The sequence below is a fragment of the Deltaproteobacteria bacterium genome (assembly GCA_021737785.1).
Taxonomy (GTDB): Bacteria; Desulfobacterota; DSM-4660; order Desulfatiglandales; family Desulfatiglandaceae; genus AUK324.
In genome coordinates, this window is record JAIPDI010000070.1 from 1 (window position 1) to 21,466 (window position 21,466).

At 51.3% G+C, this 21,466-nt stretch carries 18 protein-coding genes and 1 tRNA gene; 12 read left to right on the forward strand and 7 right to left on the reverse strand.

Features of this window, described 5'->3' with window-relative positions; all coding sequences use genetic code 11:
- The first annotated feature begins 130 nt into the window (after positions 1-130).
- The 6 genes from K9N21_22135 to K9N21_22160 all read left to right on the forward strand — a co-directional run bounded on the left by K9N21_22135 (position 131) and on the right by K9N21_22160 (position 9,403).
- Positions 131-862, forward strand: a complete 732-nt coding sequence (locus K9N21_22135; protein MCF8146617.1) for a hypothetical protein — start codon at positions 131-133, stop codon at positions 860-862.
- Between the two features lie 79 nt (positions 863-941).
- A complete protein-coding gene (locus K9N21_22140; GenBank protein MCF8146618.1) occupies positions 942-6,407 on the forward strand; it encodes an IPTL-CTERM sorting domain-containing protein in 5,466 nt (1,821 codons plus the stop codon).
- A 194-nt stretch (positions 6,408-6,601) separates the two neighbouring features.
- Positions 6,602-6,889, forward strand: a complete 288-nt coding sequence (locus K9N21_22145; protein ID MCF8146619.1) for a type II toxin-antitoxin system Phd/YefM family antitoxin — start codon at positions 6,602-6,604, stop codon at positions 6,887-6,889.
- Positions 6,886-7,296: a putative toxin-antitoxin system toxin component, PIN family gene (locus K9N21_22150; protein MCF8146620.1), complete on the forward strand. Its 411-nt coding sequence runs from the start codon at positions 6,886-6,888 to the stop codon at positions 7,294-7,296. The genes K9N21_22145 and K9N21_22150 overlap by 4 nt, the downstream gene beginning before the upstream one ends.
- A gap of 570 nt (positions 7,297-7,866) precedes the next feature.
- Positions 7,867-8,628 carry a 4Fe-4S dicluster domain-containing protein gene (locus K9N21_22155; protein ID MCF8146621.1) on the forward strand — a complete coding sequence of 254 codons (762 nt, stop codon included), beginning with the start codon at positions 7,867-7,869 and terminating at the stop codon, positions 8,626-8,628.
- A gap of 148 nt (positions 8,629-8,776) precedes the next feature.
- A complete protein-coding gene (locus K9N21_22160) occupies positions 8,777-9,403 on the forward strand; it encodes a DUF3786 domain-containing protein (protein MCF8146622.1) in 627 nt (208 codons plus the stop codon).
- 96 nt (positions 9,404-9,499) lie between these two features.
- Here the strand turns inward: K9N21_22160 and K9N21_22165 are convergent, their stop codons facing one another.
- The 4 genes from K9N21_22165 to K9N21_22180 form a co-directional block, all read right to left on the reverse strand.
- A complete protein-coding gene (locus K9N21_22165) occupies positions 9,500-10,114 on the reverse strand; it encodes an indolepyruvate oxidoreductase subunit beta (GenBank protein ID MCF8146623.1) in 615 nt (204 codons plus the stop codon).
- Positions 10,115-10,129: 15 nt separating this feature from the next.
- The gene (gene iorA, locus K9N21_22170) at positions 10,130-11,980 is read right to left on the reverse strand and encodes an indolepyruvate ferredoxin oxidoreductase subunit alpha (GenBank protein ID MCF8146624.1); all 1,851 of its coding nucleotides are present in this window, start codon (positions 11,978-11,980) and stop codon (positions 10,130-10,132) included.
- Positions 11,981-12,234: 254 nt separating this feature from the next.
- Entirely contained in the window at positions 12,235-13,806 is a 1,572-nt protein-coding gene (locus K9N21_22175; protein ID MCF8146625.1) for an AMP-binding protein, read from the reverse strand.
- Between the two features lie 350 nt (positions 13,807-14,156).
- Positions 14,157-14,843, reverse strand: a complete 687-nt coding sequence (locus K9N21_22180; GenBank protein MCF8146626.1) for a hypothetical protein — start codon at positions 14,841-14,843, stop codon at positions 14,157-14,159.
- A 265-nt stretch (positions 14,844-15,108) separates the two neighbouring features.
- Between K9N21_22180 and K9N21_22185 the strand changes: the two genes are divergently transcribed.
- On the forward strand, positions 15,109-15,738 hold the full coding sequence (locus K9N21_22185) for a DedA family protein (protein MCF8146627.1): 630 nt from the start codon (positions 15,109-15,111) through the stop codon (positions 15,736-15,738).
- Between the two features lie 23 nt (positions 15,739-15,761).
- On the opposite strand, the gene K9N21_22190 is transcribed toward K9N21_22185, so the two are convergent.
- Positions 15,762-16,076, reverse strand: a complete 315-nt coding sequence (locus K9N21_22190) for a divalent-cation tolerance protein CutA (protein ID MCF8146628.1) — start codon at positions 16,074-16,076, stop codon at positions 15,762-15,764.
- Between the two features lie 221 nt (positions 16,077-16,297).
- On the opposite strand from K9N21_22190, the gene folD reads away from it, so the two are divergent.
- Positions 16,298-17,206, forward strand: coding sequence for a bifunctional methylenetetrahydrofolate dehydrogenase/methenyltetrahydrofolate cyclohydrolase FolD (gene folD, locus K9N21_22195; protein ID MCF8146629.1), 909 nt, complete (start codon positions 16,298-16,300; stop codon positions 17,204-17,206).
- A 69-nt stretch (positions 17,207-17,275) separates the two neighbouring features.
- Here the strand turns inward: folD and K9N21_22200 are convergent, their stop codons facing one another.
- Entirely contained in the window at positions 17,276-17,452 is a 177-nt protein-coding gene (locus K9N21_22200) for a hypothetical protein (protein MCF8146630.1), read from the reverse strand.
- A 190-nt stretch (positions 17,453-17,642) separates the two neighbouring features.
- On the opposite strand from K9N21_22200, the gene K9N21_22205 reads away from it, so the two are divergent.
- Together K9N21_22205 and K9N21_22210 are read left to right on the forward strand one after the other, a co-directional pair.
- A tRNA-Pro gene (locus K9N21_22205) sits at positions 17,643-17,719 on the forward strand.
- 159 nt (positions 17,720-17,878) lie between these two features.
- Positions 17,879-18,124, forward strand: a complete 246-nt coding sequence (locus K9N21_22210; GenBank protein ID MCF8146631.1) for a GIY-YIG nuclease family protein — start codon at positions 17,879-17,881, stop codon at positions 18,122-18,124.
- A gap of 209 nt (positions 18,125-18,333) precedes the next feature.
- Here the strand turns inward: K9N21_22210 and K9N21_22215 are convergent, their stop codons facing one another.
- Complete coding sequence (locus tag K9N21_22215; protein MCF8146632.1) at positions 18,334-19,470, reverse strand: ATP-binding protein; 1,137 nt, start codon at positions 19,468-19,470, stop codon at positions 18,334-18,336.
- A 257-nt stretch (positions 19,471-19,727) separates the two neighbouring features.
- Here K9N21_22215 and K9N21_22220 point away from each other — a divergent pair, with 257 nt between their 5' ends.
- Positions 19,728-20,105: an ATP-binding protein gene (locus K9N21_22220; protein ID MCF8146633.1), complete on the forward strand. Its 378-nt coding sequence runs from the start codon at positions 19,728-19,730 to the stop codon at positions 20,103-20,105.
- Positions 20,106-20,334: 229 nt separating this feature from the next.
- Positions 20,335-21,333: a hypothetical protein gene (locus tag K9N21_22225; GenBank protein ID MCF8146634.1), complete on the forward strand. Its 999-nt coding sequence runs from the start codon at positions 20,335-20,337 to the stop codon at positions 21,331-21,333.
- Positions 21,334-21,466: the final 133 nt, after the last annotated feature.

Sequence of the window (21,466 nt, forward strand, 5' to 3'; positions counted from 1 at the left end):
CAAGGAGACTGGAAATGCAATGCTCAGAATCCGCTGTGCGATATACAATGGGACCTACCAAAAGGTCTTCGAGAAGTACAAAAATGGCCAGCTTCCACTTTAGCCATCAATTTTTGTTAACAAACCGGTAATGCTCCCTCGCAATATTCCGTTCCGGTATCCTGAGGAGGCGACCTTCCTCGACAACGTGCAGAAGGGTGCGGTCTACAGCGGTGGCGCCGACTTCTTCCGTTTCATCGGTCAGAACTGCATCCTGCTCAATAATCTGCGCTATCCATTTCGCAGGAAGCAGATATATACCGTACGACCTGTCCTTGAACCGCTGATTAAAGACAGTGACGTGCGCTATGTTGCACTTCCACCAGCCTCGCCGCATTATACGGAGGATGACATATATCTGGAAAACGGCGATATTATGCTGGACGGGAACAACATCTATGTCGGTCATTCTGGCTTGGCTACCAGCGATGCGGGCATAGACTGGCTCAGGCATTTTTTGGGAACGGAATATACAATTTATAAGATCCCGTTGGCCGGAAACGTTCTGCACCTTGATACAGTCCTGATGCTTAATCGGCAGGGTTTACTCACGTATTATCCCGAGTTGGTGAAAGAACTGCCCAAACCGCTTTGGGATTGGGACAAGATCGAGGTGAAGATAGAGCCGGGAGAGGAGAGCCATTTTGGAGCGAACAGCCTTATGATCAATGAAAATACCGTCATCATGGCAAAAGAATATGAGCGCCTCGGTCGCGAATACCGAAAGCGCGGCATCGAGACCATCGTGCAGCCCTATAGCGAGAGCATGGCCTACGGGAGCGGCCCGCGCTGCCTGACAGGCGTCTTGAGAAGAGACCCATGAGCAGAACCGACAACCTCAGAGATTTATGGCGAACCGGACGACCCGCATCTCACAGGCTATTTTAGAAAAGGAGGGAGCCGTGGTGGAAAGAAGAAGCTTTCCTAAACACGCAATCCTTTATGTTATGGCAATCGCCGTACTGTTGTCTCCAGTCATCGGCCTTGGAGCGACCATCGACGTATACCCAGGGGATAAAATTCAAGACGCTGTAAATAGCGCATCTGCTGGAGACACGATTATCGTGCATACAGGCACTTACACCGAGAACATTGAAGTCAAAAAGCAGCTCACCATAAAAAATGCTGGAGATGGAGGCGTCACCGTCAACGCCAAAAAAGGTTCAGACCCCTGTATCATAATAAAGTCATCCGGAAGCGGCTCAACCATCCAGGGCTTGACACTGGCCGGAGCAACATCAGATGACGGAGTCCGCCTGGATGGCGCAGACAGCTGCCATATAAAGGATAACCACATCCGGAACAATGGGCATTTTGGAATTCATAGCACCGGCGTGGGGAACACCATCTCCGGAAACACTATTTCGAGCAATGGCAAGGATGGCGTCTACAGTGAGAAATCAAGCCAGACAGCACCAACAACAATCAGCGGGAATACCATTGAAGGTAATGGAAATTTCGGGATCCACGCCAAGCAAGACTACAACCAGATCACCGGGAACAACATTACAGACTCAGGTGAAGACGGGGTTAAAATTGAAGGATCGTATAATCCTATCGCGAATAACCAGATTACCGATAATGGAAATTTCGGAATTCACAGTACGGAGGCAGGAAACACCATCTCCGGAAACACTATTTCGAGCAATGGTAAGAGCAGTGGCAAGGATGGCATCTATAGTGAAAAATCTAGCCAGACAGCGCCAACAACAATCAGCGGGAATACCATTGAAGCCAATGGGAAGTACGGGATCCACGCCAAGCAAGACTACAACCACATCACCGGAAACACCATATCGGATAACGGCGACCACAATGTGTACAGCGAAGGAGCCTATAACCACATCTCCACGAACACCCTAAAAAACACCCAACCAATTGGGAAAGACGCAATCCACATCACAGGCGACAACAATATAATAAGTGACAACACCATCGACAATATTCAGCAGAATGGAATCTATATCAATGGAAAACAGAACAAAATCTTTGGATCAAGCCCATACACCCAATCCATATCCAACTGTGCCCAACCACACCAAGCAGGAATCCGGCTTAGTACCGGTAACAGCCCTCTTCAATCAAAGGACAATAACGAAGTCTACAACAACGTGTTGAAAAAAAACTTCACTGGAATCCATGTGTTATTATCCTCTTCCAACCAGATCCATGACAACAGGGTAATCGAGCATCATCAGGGAATATCTCTGCGTGATTCCGCCTTGAACGATATTTATGGTAACATCGTTAAATGGAATAAAGAGTTTGGAATCCTGATACAACAAGTTGTCGATTTCCGTTGGAATAAAGAAAGCAATTCGGTCCACAATAACACCATCGCAGAGTGCCTCATCAGTGGCATATTCCTCGAGAACTTGAATTTATTCAAGGAACAGAACCTCAACAATATCTATGAAAATCATATTTCGCTTTGTGGATTTGGAATAGATTCTCTCAGGGATAATGCATCTTCGATTCATGATAACACCATAGAGGCGGTAGCCGTTGGAATCGGGTTGCAACTTTCAAAAGATACCATCATCTTTCAAAACAGGATTGCGGTTGATTTAATTGGCCTATGGTTCATGGCTTCTTCATCGGATAATGTCAGTTTCAACAGCATATCGAGTTTACTGGATGCTCTTGTGAACACTGGCATTTCGACCGAGTCTAGCCTTAGTTCTTCATCGGATAATGTCAGTTTCAACAGCATATCGAGTTTACTGGACGGTCATATGAATACTGGCATTTCGACTGAATCTAGCCTTAGTCTTTTTCCTCCCGGCAATGTAACTGCAGAGTACAACTGGTGGGGTTCTAACGATGATCCGGGGAGCCAAATAAAAGGCGCCAACGTGGACTATACACCATACCTGGTGTTGAGCGCTGATGCGAACCCTGAAAAAATTTACGATTTCGCCCCGCTGAATACATCGACGATCACGGCAGATTTGAGCCATGACAGTTCCGGCAATTATCATGACCCCGAACACGGCCATGTTCCGGACGGAATACGGGTCGCCTTTGAAATTGCAAGCATACCGCGTGTGGGGAGCCTAAATCCACTGGAACCCCCAACAAGTAGCGGTAGCGCGACATCTACCTTCACCGCAACCGATATTGGAGATGCTGATATTACAGCGGCGGCTGGCTGGCAAACGGTCCATACATCAGTTAAAGTGGATGCATTGTCATTTCTCTCGATTACAAAAACAGCGTCTTCCGATCCGGTCAAGGCCGGGCAGGATATTATCTACACTATAAAAGTGCATAACAGCGGGCCGAGCCAAGCAGAAAACGTACAGCTTACGGATGCTATCCCACCGTATCTGAATAACGTCCGGTATTCTCTTTTTAGTGAAGTCGGGCCCTGGCAAAACTGGCCGCCCGGTTCAGGATACGTGGATCTTGAAACGATACCCGTCGATCATGTTAAGAGCGTCTGGATAATTGGATCTGTGGATCCAGGTACACCAAACGGCACACTTTTAACAAATAGCTCATCCGTAACATCAACCACCTATCCCGATCCGGTTTCCACCTCTATAACCACCGGGGTAGTAACCGTGGCCCGTGTTGCTCTTGAAAAAACAGTGGACTATGAAAGACCGAATGTAGGCGACAGGGTTCTCTTCGAGGTGACTGCCACGAATAATGGGCCCAGTGACGCACAACATGTTCTGATCGAGGATGTTATGCCCTCCGCGTTCGCAGATGTTGTTATAACGCCACTCAAAGGGAGCTATCATATGGGTGTGTGGTCGATTCCCTCTCTTGCAGTCAATGAACGAGCGACTCTAAGACTGGAGGGAACCGTCACCCAGGAAATGGAGTGTAAGTTCTACATCAATTTCGCGACCACAAAAGTTCCCAACGCTCTGCGGAAAGTCGTTAGCGCAAGCATAACCGTAACATGTCCAGTCCCCACCGTGACCACACAGGCAGTCACCGGCATCGGCGCCACTACGGCAACGGGGAACGGAAATATTACGGATCTCGGCTATTCAAATCCCACCCAGCACGGCGTCTGCTGGAACACCACCGGAATTCCGACAATCGCAGACAACAAAACAGAAGACGGGCCGGTCGGCGTCGCCGGGCCGTTCACTTCCCCTATGACAGGGTTGTCCCCCAATACCACCTACTATGTCAGGGCCTACGCAACGAATTCTGTTGGAACCGCATACGGCGATGAAGTTTCTTTTACCACCAATACTCAAACCCCAACGGTGACCACACAGGCGGTCAGCGGCATCGGTAACGCTTCAGCGGACGGAAACGGAAATATTACGGATCTCGGTTCTCCAAATCCCACTCAGCACGGCGTCTGCTGGAACACCAGTGGCACTCCGACAACGGCGGACAGCAAAACTGAAGAGGGGTCTGTCAGCGCCACCGGTCCGTTCACCTCCCATATGACAGGGCTGTCGTCCGATATCACCTACTATGTCAGGGCCTATGCAACGAATGGGGCCGGGACATCATATGGCAATGAAGTTTCTTTTGCCACCAGATCGCAGGCCGCAACAGTGACCACACAGGCGGTAACCAACATCGGCACCACTACGGCAGACGGGAACGGAAATATCACGGATCTCGGATCCCCCCCTCCCACGCAACACGGGGTTTGCTGGAACACCACCGGAACTCCGACAATAGCGGACAGCAAAACAGAAGAAGGGCCGGTCGGCGCCACCGGGCCATTTGTATCCCATATGACAGGCCTGTCCCCCGATACCACCTACTATGTCAGGGCCTATGCAACGGATACGGTTGGAACATTCTACGGCCATCAGGTCTGTTTTACCACCAGTAAGGAGGCCCCAACGGTGACCACGCAGGCGGTCAGCGGCATTGGTAACACCTCGGCGGACGGGAACGGAAATATCACGGATCTCGGTTCTCCCCCTCCCACCCAGCACGGCGTCTGCTGGAACACCAGTGGAACTCCGACAACAGCGGACAGCAAAACAGAAGACGGGCCGGTCGGCGCCACCGGGCCATTTGTATCCCATATGACAGGGCTGTCCCCAGATACCACCTACTATGTCAGGGCCTATGCAACGAATGCGGCCGAAACCTCATACGGCAACGAAGTTTCTTTTACCACCAGTGAGGAGGCCCCAACGGTGACCACAGAGACGGTCAGCGGCATCGGCAACATATCTGCGAACGGGAATGGAAATATTACGGATCTCGGTTTTCCAGATCCCACACAACACGGCGTTTGCTGGAACACCACCGGGACTCCGACAATAGCGGGCAGCAAAACTGAAGACGGGTCTGTCAGCGCCACCGGGCCATTCGTATCCCATATGACAGGGCTGTCGTCCGACACCACCTACTATGTCAGGGCCTATGCCATAAATCCCGCTGGAATCGCGTACGGCACCCAGGTTTCTTTTACCACCAGTGCGCAGGCCCCAGCGGTGACCACCCAGGCGATCAGCGGCATCGGTAACACCTCGGCGGACGGTAACGGAGATGTCACGGATCTCGGTTCCCCCCCTCCCATACAACACGGCGTTTGCTGGAACACCACCGGGACTCCGACAATAGCGGGCAGCAAAACTGAAGAAGGTCCGACAAGCACAACCGGCCCGTTTGTATCCCATATGACAGGGCTGTCGCCCAATATCACCTACTATGTCAGGGCCTATGCAACCAATGCGGCCGGTACATCATACGGCAACGAAGTTTCTTTTATCACCAGATCGCAGGCCGCAACGGTGACCACGCAGGCGGTAACCAACATCGGCACCACCACGGCAACCGGAAACGGAAATATCACGGATCTCGGCTCACCCCCTCCCACGCAACACGGCATTTGCTGGAGCGCCACCGGGACTCCGACAATAGCGGGCAGCAGAACACGACAAGGTCCGGTCAGCTCCACCGGCGCATTCACTTCCAATATGACAGGGCTGACCCCCAATACCACCTACTATGTCAGGGCCTATGCAACGGATGCGATAGGAACATTCTACGGCAATGAGGTTTCTTTTACCACCAGTAAGCAGGCCCCAACCATCACAGACTTCAATCCCAAAAGCGGAGGACCAGGCACGATCGTAATAATCATCGGCACGAACTTTACCTCTACCGATATAACAGTCAAATTTGGGAACACGCATGCGTACAGTTTTACAGTCGATACAACAACGCAAATCAGGGCGGTAGTGGGTCATGGGGCGACAGGCAAAGTAACCGTAACCACGGATGATGGGACTGCAACAAGTGTTGAAGATTTCATGTTTGATCGGTCGATCCCAACCCTAAATGAATGGGGAATGATCCTTTTTGGGTTGCTTCTTCTCGGCGCTACAGCCATTGTTTTGCAAAAACGGAGAGGTAGTGGCTGCTTATAAAAAATGACAAGTGGGCCTTGGGGGCGTTGTTGACTCGCGTGACAAACTATGGTGGGGGTCTCAAGTGGGCGCTGCTGAACCGATTTTACAGACAGTGACGGCAATAAACCGCAGGGATGCAATTGGGGTTGCATCGAAACTCATTTGGGGTTATAATTGAGTCTACAGTTGCGTCTCAATGGAGGTAGGGTGATATGAGATTTTTGAGTGTAAGAGACCTGAAGGCAAAATCATCCCAAGTCTGGCGGGAACTGCCGCTGGAAAAGGAGATGATTGTTACCAGCAACGGCAAACCGATTGCCATCCTTTCGTCTATAGATGAAAAGAACCTTGAAGAAGTCCTGAACTCATTTCGTCGGGCTCGGGCAGTCGAAGCCGTTGCATCTATTCAGTACGAATCTCTGCAAAAAGGAACCGACAGCATATCCATGGATGAAATCGAGTCCGAGATAGCCGCCGTAAGGGCAGAGAGGCGGAAGTGAACGTCGTACTGGACACGAATGTTCTCGTCTCCGGGCTGCTGACGCCCTTCGGCCCCAGCGGCAAAATTGTAAACATGGTGTCCTCCGGTGAACTCGTATTACACGTGGATGCACGGATATTGTCAGAATATCGGGAGGTTCTTCACCGTCCCAAATTCGATTTCGACGAAGAACGTGTCAACACACTCCTTGATTTTATTGATCGCTACGCCTTGGTCGTTTCGAGTTCCACCCTCAAAAATCACTTGCCGGACCCAGACGATGAACCCTTCCTCGAGGCCGCTGTGGCCAGCCGGGCAAGCTGCCTGATAACCGGGAATGCCGTTCACTATCCTTCTGAATATCGAGAAGGCGTTACGGTCCTTTCTCCGTCTGAATTCCTTGAATTCCATAGAAATAGGGGATAGTCTTTCACCAAGCCATCCTGGCTAAATAACATCTTGTATTTTTATGAAAACCGGAAATCACCGATCATTTCACAAAGCATACTTCCCACAATCCCACATGATAGGCTGTTTCTCGAATTGAGATGGCATGAAAGATAAATTAAAGGGGTCTACGCTTGACTCATATTCTGCGTTGCTGTAAAGCAGGATTATGTCCAGACCGCTGAGAATGGAATATCCGGATGCTTGATACCATGTAATGAACAGGGGGAGATGGGGAGAGGCTGTTTTCCGAAAAAATGAGGATTATCTCGCCTTTATTGAACCTCTAAAAGACACCGCTGATATGTGGAACCTGAGCGTGGGGGCCTATTGCCTGGGGGCAGTGTGCCCTGACAACGGGGACCATCAAGAAAAACCTGACAGGATAATGAAAGAAGGCTTGCGTTTTTGGAGCAGGTTCGGAAAACCCAATGGCAAACACTCGTTGCCGCCAAGGTTGAAATCGAAAGATTGATCTGATTGTGATTTCGTTTACCGGCCGGTGATTCTGATCTGTCTACAGCTGGGCATGGGGGAGGGAGGCAACAGATGATATCATCTGAATACACCAAACGAGTAAAGGCCAGGATTGCTGATTGGGGGGCTGATTTAGTTGGGGTGGCTGAGGTCGCGCCGTTGCATGGGCTCAAGGTCGACCCTCCTGATTTGTTACATGGCGTTACGCGAGCCGTTTCAATTGCCGTTCAGCTTCCAATTCCCGTTTTTGAGGCAATCTCGGACAGGCCCACGCCGATTTATGGCGCAGTGTATCAGACCGCCAATCGTATTTTGGATGAGATTGCATTTCGTACCACTGTGGCATTTCAGAAAGAGGGCTACCATAGCCTTCCCATCCCGGCATCCCAGGTCCTTGATCGAGAAAACTGGCATGGGGCAATCAGTCACAAGGCCGTGGCACGGATGGCCGGATTGGGCTGGCAGGGAAAGAACCTCCTCCTTATAACGCCCCAATACGGTTCAAGAGTACGTCTTGTCACCGTACTCACAGAAGCACCGCTACTCGCTGATTCGCCTGTAAAGAACCGATGCGGGGAGTGCACATTGTGCCGCGATGCATGCCCGGCAAAAGCAATCAAAGGTGTGAATACGTTGGGCCATTACAAGGATAGGGAAGAGGCCTTGTATTTTTCCCGATGTGTGGAGAGACTCACGAAGGAGTATGCCATTTTACCTGGAATCGGTGGATCTATCTGTGGCATTTGCATCAAAGTCTGCCCGTTTGGACGAAGAATAAAGGATGGAAGTCGGCGCAACATCACTGAAGCGACCCCATCCGCTGTTGACGCATGATTGAATGATGGGTAATGAGAAGCGCAACTCAGCATCGAATATGCAGATTCGTGGGATCATGTGTTGAACCGGGGCAGGCGGTTTGAGAATATTTTTTTGAGGAGAGGCGGTCTATATGACAACAACGCAGAGTCGGAGCGCAGCGCAAATGAAGACATCGCAGGAAGACTTGTTCAGATATGCAGATCAGATCCCTCAAGCGTTGTGGGACGACCTAAGAAAACGGTCTCCCCAACAGGCAGCGGAGGCGGTCGGCGCTCTATGGGACGGAACCCTCTTCAAAGTGCCCATTATCGGGATCGAATATACCGTCGATCCGGATAAAAAGCAGATCACAGAGTCCGGCCGAGCCGATCATCGGGTCAGCTATCAGGCCGGCGTGGTGTTGCTCACCACTCTGGCCACTTCCAAGGGGGTGCCGCCCAGCGGCCGTATGGTAGTGCCGCAGGAACTTCCCGGGGGCCGGATGTTTTTCACGGGTGCCCACGCGGTGGCCGCGGGTCCGCTGGCCAAGGCCTTTGCCAAGGATCCCGGTCAACTGATCGATCGTGCCCTTGCAGTCGGCGGCGAGATGATCGATGGCGCGGACACGGCGATTCGCATACCGGGGTTGCCGTATGTGCCGTTATACGTTCTATTTTGGGAGGGAGATCAGCCGTCTTCAGCCAGAGCAATCATCGGGATTGATGACAGGGCGCATTTTCATCTGGACTTGGCAAGCATATTTGCGTTAACCAACCTTCTTGTATATCGACTCTGTAAAGCCTTTCCCTGAATCCACGGCCGTCACTACAGGCCACAATTGGAAAAGCCTGCTGCAGAAGGCATCAGCGCCCGGTCATGCAGCAGGCTTTCAATTTTCTCAGGCGTTTTAGGCCTGCCTTTCAGCAGAACTTACCTCAATTGCCTTTTCCATCCCCATATCGAAGGCCTTCAGATTGGATTCCAGGAAGGCCTTTTTGGTGGATGTGGAGAGGATCTTTTTCATCTCTTCAGCGCCGATGGGAATGGTTCCCGATCCGATCAAGGCCCCCAGCATCACCATGTTGAGGGAGAGGGGGTTGCCGACCGATTCTGCAATGGCGTTTCCGTCCAGTGCAATCATCTTGTGGACCTTGTTCCGGATCAGTCTCAGACTCTCCTCCACCGGCGGATAGACCCCCTGGCCGACGGCTACGGTAAAGGGGGGGAGGGGATGGGTGTTGGTGATCACCACGGTGTCCTGATTGCATTTTCCGAGGGCCCTCAGGGTCTCCAGCGGCTCGAATCCGATAAGCACGTCGGCCTCGGCCGCGGACACGATGGGGCTGGTCACGTTGCCCAACAGGACCGCCGATTCCACAATGCCGCCCCTCTGGGCCATGCCGTGGATCTCGCTCACCACCGTGGGTATCCCGATGGAGAGGGCGGCCTCTCCCAGCAGGCGGGAGGCCAACAGGTTGCCCTGTCCCCCTACGCCGATAAATACCAGTCTTTTTGTCTCCATAAGAAGCCTCCCTTTTTATCCTTTGAGCGGTAGAATTGCATTTTCCGGACAGACCTGCGCGCAGACCGAACATCCGATACAGAGGTTCTTGTCGATCTCGACCTGATCCCCCTCGAGGTACATGGCCGGACAGGCCAGGAGATTGATGCAGTCCCTGTGGTTTTTGCACTTATCGCGATTGATGTAAAATGCATGGCTCTTCTTGAACTGCTTGGTGGCCTTTGCAAAGAGTGGACACATCTCCTGTGAAATGATGACCGATATGCCGTCGTAATCCCTGGCGGCCTTTACCGCCTCAACGGTCTTTTTCAGCTTAAACGGCTTCACCACGTGAACGTCCTCCACCCCCAGTCCCCGGACCACGTTTTCAATGGAGATGCGGGTCCGTTCGACGCCCATCGGCACGGTATCGACCCCCGGATGGATCTGGTGGCCGGTCATGGCCGTGGTCCCGTTATCCAGGATCACCAGGGTGAAGTTGTGTTGGTTGTGAACGGCATTCACCAGCCCGGTAATGCCCGAGTGAAAAAAGGTGGAATCGCCGATAAAGGAGACGACCTTCTGATCCGTGGCCTTGGAGAACCCGCAGCCCGAGCTGACGGATGAGCCCATGCAGATGACAAAATCGGCCATGGAGATGGGGGGGAGGACGCCCAGTGTATAACAACCGATGTCCGTCGGGTAGACGGCGTCGTCGCCATAGACCTGTTTGACCGCATAGTAGGTTGCCCGGTGGGGGCATCCCGCACACAGGTTCGGCGGCCTTCCGGGAAGGGGCGGGAGGTCCGACATATCGAGCGCTTTGTAGGGCGTGTAATCGATGCCGAAGTACTGGGCCACCGCCTTCCGGACCATTCCGGGATCGTACTCGTAGAGACGGGAAAACGCTCCCACGCCTTTGCCTTTGATCAATATGGAGATATCGTTTTCATGGGCCAGGGCCTTCAGCTCGGTTTCATTTAGGGGCTCCAGTTCCTCAACCACCAGGACCTTGTCCACGCCTTTCAGGAAGCGGATGGAGAGCGTCTCGGGTTGAGGCCAGGAAAATCCCAGTTTGAGGATGCTGACCTTATCCCTGATCCCCAGGTCGGAGACCGCATCGGTCACATAATTGAAGCTGACCCCGTTGGCCACAATTCCCCATTTGCCATCGCCGATAATCTGGTTGTATGGTCCGCTGTCGGATTTTTGAGCGGCCTGATCATATTTTTCCAGCAGGAGTTTGTGGAGGTTTCGGGAAACGGCCGGCACGGTAACGAAATGGAATGGATTTTTTTCAAAATGGGCCTTTTTCTGGACCGGTCTCAGCGCCCCCAGACGGACCGGCCCTCGAATATGGGCCAACCGCGTGGTTGTCCGTATAATCACAGGCAGTTTCAGCTCCTCGGACAGATCAAAGGCCGCCACGGTCATGTCTTTCATCTCCTGGGTGTTGGTGGGTTCCAACATGGGGAGACCCGAAAGACGGGCGAAGTAGCGGTTGTCCTGCTCGTTCTGGCTGGAGAAAAGGGAGGGATCATCCGCATTGATGATCACCATGCCGCCCTTTATGCCCACGTAGGCAAGGGTCATGAGCGGATCGGCGGCCACGTTCATTCCCACGTGTTTCATGGTCACAATGGTCCTCAGTCCTGCGACCGCGGCCCCGGCAGCCACCTCGAGGGCCACCTTTTCATTGGTTGAATATTCAAAATAGAGGTCCGTTTCCCTGCTGATATTGAAAAAATTCTCCGGGATCTCGGAAGAAGGGGTTCCCGGATAGCATGTGGCAAAGGAGACCCCTGCCTCCAGGGCGCCTCGGGCAATGCCCTCGTTACCCAGGAGGAGCATTTCTTCTCCCGGCGTATCCGTCAATAGCTTATGCATGTTTCGCCTCCCAACAGTTGGTGGTTAAAAAATTCAAAAAATGTCTCCTAACAAGGCCCGGTGAAACAACGGCAAGAAGGGTTTCACCCCAATGGAATGGAAACCAAGATTGCCAAATCCCCAAATTCCTCAATCCCATCCGCCGATTGCGCAGATTTTACAGATCCCAATCCGTCAATTCCAATATTCCAGGATTCCAGCATCCCGGCATTTCCAATCCATGAATTCCTGAATCCCTGAATCTTCACTTCTCCCTATATCCTGAAACTCTCCGCCATACCCGCATACTGCTTTCTGAGTTTGGGCTTTTCTATCTTTCCGGTGGGATTTCTGGGCACGTCGCCGAAGATGATCTTGCGCGGCCGCTTGTATCGCGGCAATCCTTCACAGAATGCGATGACATCCTCCTCGGTCAACGTGGCCCCCGGCTTGACCTTGATCACCGCTGCGACGATCTCCCCCAGCCGCTCGTCAGGGATCCCGATGACGGCCGCGTCCTGGACCTGTCGGTTTTCCATGAGAAACTCCTCGATCTCCACGGGGAAGATATTTTCGCCGCCCGTAATGATGATGTCTTTTTTCCGGTCCACCAGCCAGATGAAGCCGTCTTCATCCACCCGGGCCATATCGCCCGTGTGGAGCCATCCGTCCACCAGGGTGCTCCGGGTGGCCTCCGCGTTCTTGTAATACTCCTTCATTACGCCGGGACCTTTCACCGCAAGTTCGCCCGGTTCGCCCCTTTTGACCTCAGTGCCGTCCAGGTCCATGACCTTGTATTCCCAGTCAAAACCAGGGACGCCGATGGCGCCGACCTTGTGGAGATTCTCCATCCCTAAGTGGACGCATCCCGGACCGGTGGTTTCACTCAAGCCGTAATTGGTGTCGTAGGCATGATTCGGAAATACCTTTTTCCAGTTCTTGATGAGGCTCGGGGGAACGGGCTGGGCCCCGATGTGCATCAATCGCCACTGGTCCAGTTTGTAGTCGCTGAGATGGACATCCCCGTTTTCAATGGCGATCAGGATATCCTGGGCCCACGGCACCAGGAGCCAGACAATGGTTGCCTGCTCCTCGCTCACCGCCTCAAGAATCCATTCAGGTTTGACCCCCTTCAAGATCACCCCCCTCGCGCCCACAATGAAGTTCCCGAACCAGTGCATCTTGGCCCCGGTATGGTAGAGGGGGGGGATGCAGAGAAAATTGTCATCGTGGGTCTGGTTGTGATGGCGGTTTTCCACCACGCAGGCAGCTTCCAGGTTCCGGTGGGTCAGGAGAATCGGTTTGGGGGTTCCGGTGGTGCCCGAGGTAAAATAGAGCGCTGCATTGTCCAGGAGCGCCATCGGAATATCGGGGTTGTGGGGAGGGCTGTTCCGAATAAAGGCATCCAATGGTTCGGCATAATCCGGCCGCACCTCTTCCGGTCCGACAAAGACAAAGCTGTGGATGGTCAGAAGGTCTTCTTTAATGGCGTCAATCCGATCCACAAATTCTTCCCCGAAAATCAACGCCTTTGCCTCTGCAATATCCGCACAGTACCGGATATCTTCGGCCGAGAAGCGGAAATTGAGGGGTACTGCCCAGGCCCCGGTTCTCAATATGCCGAAATAGGCGGGGAGCCATTCAAGGCAGTTCATCATCAGGTGAATGACCTTGTCCCCCTTTCGAATGCCCTTCTTGATGAGGGCATTGCTGATCCGGTTGGCCGTCTCATCGAACTCCTTCCAGGTGATGGCCACCCGTTTCCCTTTTGCAGGTTCTCTTTCAATGAGGGCGATTTCATCCCTGTACATCCTGGCGTTTCTGGCCAAAATCTCCGTGATAATCATGACTTCCCCTCCCGAAAAGCTATATTTCAGCTACAAAATGACTATAAAGAAAGGTCTTGAGGACTGTCAAGAAAAACCATCGGTCCGGTCCCGGAACGAATCAGAATCAGAGTCACAACCCGCAGAAAAGCAGGAAAGAGAACCCCACGGCATGGCGCATCCATGGCCCTGGGCCCTGCGCGGGCATCAAGAGGAAAGGGGACGTTCTGCCCACTGTCGCAGATAAAAACTTAGGGGTTTTGCCCCAATTGGGATGTTGGAAGGATGGAAAATTATTTCACTATTCCATCAATCCGGTTCAACACCACAGTCTCCGCTCCTTGGCGGGGTAGAATTTCCGGGACGTGCATCTAGAGGCGGGCCTTGGCCATCGATAAAAAGGGAGATGTCTTAAATTCCTCTACGAATTTTTCCAGAATGTCGTGTGCCTTATCGGGCTGATTATCCAGCCGGTATACACGTTCCAGGTTTAACATGGCTGTTTCCCTGAATGGATTGGCCGGGTCCGCCACAAGAGGCTTCAGGATGGAAATGGACTTTTCCATCTCCCCCTTGGCTTCGTAACATGAGGCCAAGGCCAGCGAAGTCAGATCTTCATAGTCCTTACGGCCGGAGATTTCTTCTTTAAACCGGTCATAGTAACGAACGGCATCCTCATAGTTCTCTTGTGTAAATTTAATATGACCGACCTGCGGCAGTGCCAATCGGGCCGCCTTGGACATCCCATATTGATCAATCACCTGCTCAAACAGGTCTTCCGCGGCCTTGAGGTCCTCTTCTCCAGGTGTTGCACCGGGCTCCGCAGTATCTGTCAGGGCGTTGTAGGCAAGATTGTAGGCCTCCTGGCCCTTTTTGTTGACATGACCCATATAGGCATATACGGAGAGATAGCCCGCAACGATAACCACCACGGCGATCCCGACGATCTTTAATTCACGCACATGGGCGCCGAAAAAGACGGCGGCCCTGCTGGACAAGGTCAGAAATTCATCCGGCCCTTTCAACAGTTCTTTTCTACTGATCTTCTTGTTTGCCACGAATACGACCTCCTGTTTAGAGATGTTGAAATACCAGAAGCCGATGAGCCCGTCAAGGCAAAAAGAGCTCTTGCTTTTGGCGTGGAAAACAGAATAATAGTGCGATTCCGGATGCTGGCCGCTTTGAGCCTTGAGCTTTGAGCTTTCAGCTCCTTACTTGTTGCTCGTTGCTTGCGCCGGGCTGATGGCTGTTAGAGGACGGCCGATGAACGTCGCCCCCTGCGCCTGCGCCTTATGCCTGACGCCTTGCGCCTTTGGAGGTCCATTGCCCTGGCTAGACAGTTTCCTCGGTTTCCTTGATGCACTCCCCAACACCCTTGTGTATATTCTGCTGGGGGTCAGCGCATTTGTGGAAAACGTCTTCCCACCCATACCGGGGGATACCATCACCGCTTTCGGGGCCTTCCTGGTGGGCGCCCGAAGGCTTTCTTTTATGGGGGTCTATCTGGCGACCACCTCGGGGAGCCTGCTCGGTTTCATATGCCTCTTCTGGGTGGGGGGGATCCTGGGGAGGCGATTTTTTATTGAACGGGATTACCGCCTGTTCAAGGCGAGCGATATTATACGGGCCGAGGGATGGTTTAAAAAATACGGCTATTTTCTCATATTGCTGAACCGATTCTTTCCCGGTATCCGCTCGGTCATATCCGTCGCCGGGGGGATGTTGCAGCTGAGGCCCCTCAAGGTGATTCTCCTGGCGCTGGTCAGCGCCTCCCTATGGAACCTTATCTGGATCGCCCTGGGCTATACGATCGGCGCCAATTGGGAAAACGCAAAAGCAAGAATGGCCCACATCATGCTCCAGTACAATATCGCCATACTGGTGGTGTTCGGCATCGCGATTGTTGTGTTGCTGGTGCTGATGATGAGAAAAAAGCGGTCCCTCAAGGGGTGACGGGCCGGGTATCCATCCCCATCTCACCGGGTCTCTTTCTCTATCCACTCCAAGAAGGCCGGATTCCCTTCAATGATCGGTAGGCTCACGATACAAGGGCATTCATAGCTGTGCATCGACTTAACCTTGTCGATCACCTCGGGGACCAGGGACTCAACCGTCTTGGCGATAAGGATCACCTCCCTCTCTTCCTGAATCTCTCCATTCCACCAGTAGAGGGAATTCATGTTGTCAATGATGTTGGCACATGCGGCCAATCGATTGGAGACCAGTGCCTTTGCGATACCCCTGGCCTCATCCATACTCCCTGCGGTGATGTAAATCAGGTTGGCTTTCATCGATTCCCTCCTATGCAAACCAAGGTAAACAGGTGATTACGATTGCCGGGTTTTTCCGGGGGGATGAGAGGAAAACCCTGCAACCCGTGTACGGTCACATAAAATATTTGATATCGGCCCGAGAGTATGATATGCACAAACCACGCGGACTTTGTAACTTTTTTCTCAAGGTTACTGAATTTATCGGATGAGTGCAAACTTTTCAGCAAAGGAGATTCAAGATGACGGCAAAATTGATTAAAGGGACTGACATTCGGGAACAAATCCTCAAGGAAATCGAAGCGGAAGTCAAGGAGATCAAGGAAAAACACGGCAAGGTTCCCGGCCTGGTGACCATCCTGGTGGGCGCGAATCCGGCCTCCATATCCTATGTAACGCTCAAGGTAAAGACCGCTAACCAGCTCGGGTTTAAAGAGATTCAGGATAATCAACCTGAAGATATCTCCGAAGAAGCACTCCTGGCCCTGATCGACAAGTATAACAAGGACGATTCAATCCACGGGATCCTGGTGCAGTTGCCGCTTCCCAAGCAGATCAATGAGAAAAAGGTGCTCAATGCCATCGATCCGGACAAGGACGTGGACGGGTTCCATCCCGTAAACGTGGGGAGGCTGATGATCGGGGGCTCAGAGGTCAAATTTCCGCCCTGTACGCCCGCTGGCATTCAGGAGATGATCGTACGGGCCGGGGTGGAGACCAGCGGCGCCGAGGTGGTGGTGGTCGGCCGCTCCAATATCGTGGGCAAGCCCATTGCCAACATGATGGTCCAGAAAGGCCCGGGCGCCAATTCCACGGTCACCATCGTTCATACCCGGACCAAGGACCTGGCCGGCCATTGCAAGCGGGCCGATATCCTGATTGTTGCGGCCGGTGTTCCAGGGCTCGTAAAGCCCGAGTGGATCAAACCGGGGGCCTGTGTCATTGATGTGGGGGTCAACCGCGTGGGAGAGAAAGTGAGCGAAAAGACAGGTAAAAAAGTGGCCATACTGAGAGGGGACGTGGACTTTGATGCGGCCAAGGAGATTGCCGGCTATATTACCCCTGTTCCCGGCGGTGTAGGCCCCATGACCATCACCATGCTCATGAGAAACACCCTCAAATCCCTCAAGTTCAGCCTGGGGATCGCCTAAGCCGAATAGGGGGGACTGAACCACGGGGTTCGATCCCCCCTTGACCCACGGATGGGTAAAAAACCGGTTTTATCCCTGTTCCCTGGAAAATTTTCCGGCGATGGCGGAGCCGGAAAAGATCCCCACAATGATCACCATCCCCAGAACAGCCAGCCAGGATCCGAACCACTGCCAGATAAGGCCGCCCAATACAAATGCGGGGATGATGGATACAATTCCGATGCCGATCTTTCTGAAAAGGTCCATATGAGGCCTCCCGATTTTCAGATGATGTAGGGCGGAACCCTTCTCCTGCCTTTACACAGGTGCCCATGGGTACGCAGACACTATAATAGAAGCGCCTGGGAGGTCAAGAAATTAATGCGCAAATACGGACTTGATTTTGCGCCTGCAAGTGACTAAACTCACCCATACCGCATTCGACGGATCGAGACATCGGGGCGTGGCGCAGCCTGGTAGCGCACCTGCTTTGGGAGCAGGGTGTCGGAGGTTCAAATCCTCTCGCCCCGACCAGCCTTCGCTTGGAGCAGAGCGGAAAGCGAAGGCTGCCGCGACGAAGCATGCCGCGCGAAGTCGGGCCAAACCCAAGAGACTTTTTCGCTCCAAGCTACGGCTCGGCACGCCAGGTAAAGGAATTTTCCTTCGAAGTCCTGTGTGTAGAATCAGAAGCGGATGAAATTCTATTACACGTATATCCTGGAATCCGAAAGGTTCCCCAACCGGTTCTATACCGGCTTCACCGAAAACCTGCAGTCCCGACTCGAGTCCCACAATCAAGGCCATAATCAACACACAGCGAGACTGAAACCTTGGCGGGTGAAAACAGCCATTGCATTTACAGACCGCCAAAAAGCCCTCGATTTTGAGGCATATCTGAAGAGCCCCTCCGGCAGGGCATTCGCCAAGAAACGGCTCTGACATCCCTGAGAAATTTCTAATCCGGCCAAGGACGAAAATGGCTGGACGCTTACGAAGCTGAGTCGGAGTCCGCCAAAAGACCGGCGGATAAACCGTTCCAGGTCCGGGTTTAGGGTTCAAGGTTGGCCATAAGGCCGCCCCCAACCCCTCAACCTTTGAACCTCTAAACCTTTAAACCTGCAATCCTTCCCTATATCTTTTAAGTGCCGTCACCTGTCTTCCGGACAAACGAAATGCATAAAATTCTTCCGGTCGATTTTCTCTATGGTGCTGTCCTTGTATGTCGAGAGAAAAACCTTTGGAATTCGATGTCGTTTAGTGCCCCACTTCATCTCAAAACCGGAGAGAAGCCCGCCATTGTCCTCCAGATAATCGATCTCCTGTTGCTGGTGGCTTCGCCAGAAATAGGCGTTCACATGGACCCTGTTGTTTAGATTGTATTTCATGCGTTCGCTGATCAGAAAGTTTTCCCACAATTGCCCTGCATCCTGGCGAAGGTGGATAGGGTTGAGGTTGCGAATCACGGCGTTTCGAATACCGGTGTCATAGAAATAGACCTTCCTCAGTTTTTTGAGTTCATTTCTGAGGTTTCGTGAAAACGGGTTCAGCCTGAAAACAACAAATGCCTTTTCGAGTATCTGGATGTAGGCATCAACGGTCTTCTTATCGATTCCCACAATGCCTGCCAGCTCATTATATGAAACTTCGCCGCCGATCTGGAGCGCCAGCGCTTGTACCAGCTTTTCCAGCGCTTCCGGGCTTCGAAGCCCCTGGTAGGTCAGAATATCCTTATAAAGGTAGCTCCTGGCAAGCTCATCTATCAGCTCCTTGGATTCGCTGGGATTTGTTACAACTTCAGGATACATGCCCATGATCAGACGGTTTTCGATGAGCCTTTTGATTTCAAGAGGCGAATAGACGGCTGATAATTCCTGAACAGAAAGAGGAAACAGATAAAATTCAAATTTTCTGCCGGTAAGCGGTTCGACAACACTGCTGGAAAGCTCGAACGAAGAGGAACCGGTTGCGATAACCTGGATATTGGAGAAACTGTCCGCTATTAATTTCAGGGTCAATCCGACGTCGGGAACCCTCTGGGCTTCATCGATTAAAATGAGCTCATGATTGCCGATGGTTTCTTTTAGTTCCGTAGATGTTTTCGTGGTGAGGAGTTCTCGTATGTCCGGCTCATCGCAATTGAGGTAAAGCGGATTTTGTGCATCGTATCGCACTTCGATGTCCCTGATGAGCGTCGTTTTCCCGACTTGCCTCGCTCCATAGACAATGATGATTTTTCCCTTGAACATCCTGTCTTCAATATGTTTGCGGATGGTTCGCTCGATCAACATAGGGATCCGTTCACTGGTTTAAAGGTTCAGAAGTTCAAGGCTTATAGCCAACCTCAAGTGTTCCTTCTTGGCTACATAAACGCAATGATCTCTCGAATTCCCCAAATTAAATACAATTTGAGGGAATGCGTTCCCCAATTTTAGCCTAAATGGGAGAATTGTCAAGCTCAATCCATGAGCGATCACGATAGAGCCTGGAGCCAAAGGAACTTTCCGTGCGATGGTGTTAATGATCGCCACCATGGAGCCATTCCATGATCGTACCATGGGCAGAAGGTTTACCACACTCCCCGAACACATGCCTAAAAGCCATCAGAGGCACCTGGAGTGGACTCCTTCCAGGATCATTAAATGGGCAGCCAAAAAACGGTCCCAATCAGAAACTCGGCCTCTCTCCCATGAGCGCACAGGAAAGACGCGACCTCCTCGAAGTGGTTGAGGACAGTCACACACTGGCATCCACCATCGTTGCGGCCCAACTCCCCATCCAGGAATGGCATGCCAATATCCGCGATCCAACCATCGCTGATGCCATCCTTGACCGCTTGGTGCATAACGCTTACAAAATCACCCTGAAAGGACAATCAATGAGAAAATTAAAATCCAACTTGACGAATCAAAACAAATCTTGAAAATAGAAAATCAAGCGTCGCTTCGCTCCGATTCACGGGGTGGCCGGAATGCCCCGGAATCGGTGGCCGCTTTCCACCGGAATAACCGGCCGGAATCATCCGGAACAGGTGACCGGAATCCACTGGAACAGGTGACCGGAATCCACTGGAACAGGTGGCCGGAATCCACTGGAACAGGTGGCCGACTTCACCGGAATACGCAATATATATTTTCCAGGATAGTTTCGTTATGAATTTCGAAGAATTATCAAGGCTAATGTCTAGTTCCTTTTGGCTAAATGATATCGAAAAACTCAAAGGAAAACTCTCTGGATATCATATGGAAAAAAAGGAAAGGGGAACGCTATTTAAGAATATTGATAATTTTTTAGTTGGTGGCAAGAAAGGGCGTGCCCTGAATTGGTTTATTGCTGGATTACTTCTAAACAAGGGAAAAGTCATAAAAGCAATGCAACGAAATGGTCTATTTCGCGCATCAAAATATAACATGGAATCCAGAATACTCGAATTCGTGACCTCAAATGCACTTCAATACCGAGAAAACCTCGGTCTTTCCAAAGAAATCGTATCATATCTGAAATCGATACACACTCTTCTATCGCTTGCGCCGAACGTAAAACGAATCGAAATAGATTTAATAAAGGAGATAAAGAAGCGCAAAAAGACATTAATAAAGGACCTTTTGGCCACCATAGAAATACTTTTTATGAGAAATTATGAAAACAATAATGAAGCTGATCCTTCTGAAATTTTGTATTATTCCAAAGAGCAAATCTGTGAAGCCATCTCATATATAGTCTTTTTGTACCAAATTTTCTGTGGTATAAATATCAGTTGCTTCAACAATATGCATGAAGATTCTGTCCTGAAATTTGAACATTCAGATATTGTATTAATGGCATGTAAAATAAGAAAATATTATGAAGCTGAGATTTTTGTAAATTATCTGGGATACACATGCAAATATGAGAATGGTTGTTGTGTCTTGGAGGCTGCGACTGAGAATTATGAAAAGGCTATCCAACATGGCTACATTTATCATCAGTTGCATACATATAATGTTATCGCCAGATCATCCTTAAAACGCTCAGATAAACCGGCTTCATTGGAGAGATTGGCAGAGGATCTTTATGAAAGGCATGGAAGAGACTTAATAAAGCGTAAGAAGGAGCCAAAAGAAAGATTTGTTTTAGAATTGCCAATGGTAGAACCACTCACTAAAATTTGACGGTCTCGTAAAAAGTCAGAACTCAATCAAGCCGCCATTATGAGCATATGCTCATAATGGCGAACGGATAAAGTGTAAGTTTTTTCCTTTCGGTTCCAAGCATCTAAAAAATGCTCTTTGACAACATAAATAA

Excerpts from the sequence above, each read along its gene's own strand:
- K9N21_22135 (MCF8146617.1), top strand. The coding sequence starts at position 131 with ATGCTCCCTCGCAATATTCCGTTCCGGTATCCTGAGGAGGCGACCTTC.
- K9N21_22145 (MCF8146619.1), top strand. The coding sequence starts at position 6,602 with ATGAGATTTTTGAGTGTAAGAGACCTGAAGGCAAAATCATCCCAAGTC.
- K9N21_22155 (MCF8146621.1), top strand. The coding sequence starts at position 7,867 with ATGATATCATCTGAATACACCAAACGAGTAAAGGCCAGGATTGCTGAT.
- K9N21_22160 (MCF8146622.1), top strand. The coding sequence starts at position 8,777 with ATGAAGACATCGCAGGAAGACTTGTTCAGATATGCAGATCAGATCCCT.
- K9N21_22165 (MCF8146623.1), bottom strand. The coding sequence starts at position 10,114 with ATGGAGACAAAAAGACTGGTATTTATCGGCGTAGGGGGACAGGGCAAC.
- iorA (MCF8146624.1), bottom strand. The coding sequence starts at position 11,980 with ATGCATAAGCTATTGACGGATACGCCGGGAGAAGAAATGCTCCTCCTG.
- K9N21_22175 (MCF8146625.1), bottom strand. The coding sequence starts at position 13,806 with ATGATTATCACGGAGATTTTGGCCAGAAACGCCAGGATGTACAGGGAT.
- K9N21_22190 (MCF8146628.1), bottom strand. The coding sequence starts at position 16,076 with ATGAAAGCCAACCTGATTTACATCACCGCAGGGAGTATGGATGAGGCC.
- folD (MCF8146629.1), top strand. The coding sequence starts at position 16,298 with ATGACGGCAAAATTGATTAAAGGGACTGACATTCGGGAACAAATCCTC.
- K9N21_22200 (MCF8146630.1), bottom strand. The coding sequence starts at position 17,452 with ATGGACCTTTTCAGAAAGATCGGCATCGGAATTGTATCCATCATCCCC.
- K9N21_22210 (MCF8146631.1), top strand. The coding sequence starts at position 17,879 with ATGAAATTCTATTACACGTATATCCTGGAATCCGAAAGGTTCCCCAAC.
- K9N21_22220 (MCF8146633.1), top strand. The coding sequence starts at position 19,728 with ATGATCGTACCATGGGCAGAAGGTTTACCACACTCCCCGAACACATGC.
- K9N21_22225 (MCF8146634.1), top strand. The coding sequence starts at position 20,335 with ATGAATTTCGAAGAATTATCAAGGCTAATGTCTAGTTCCTTTTGGCTA.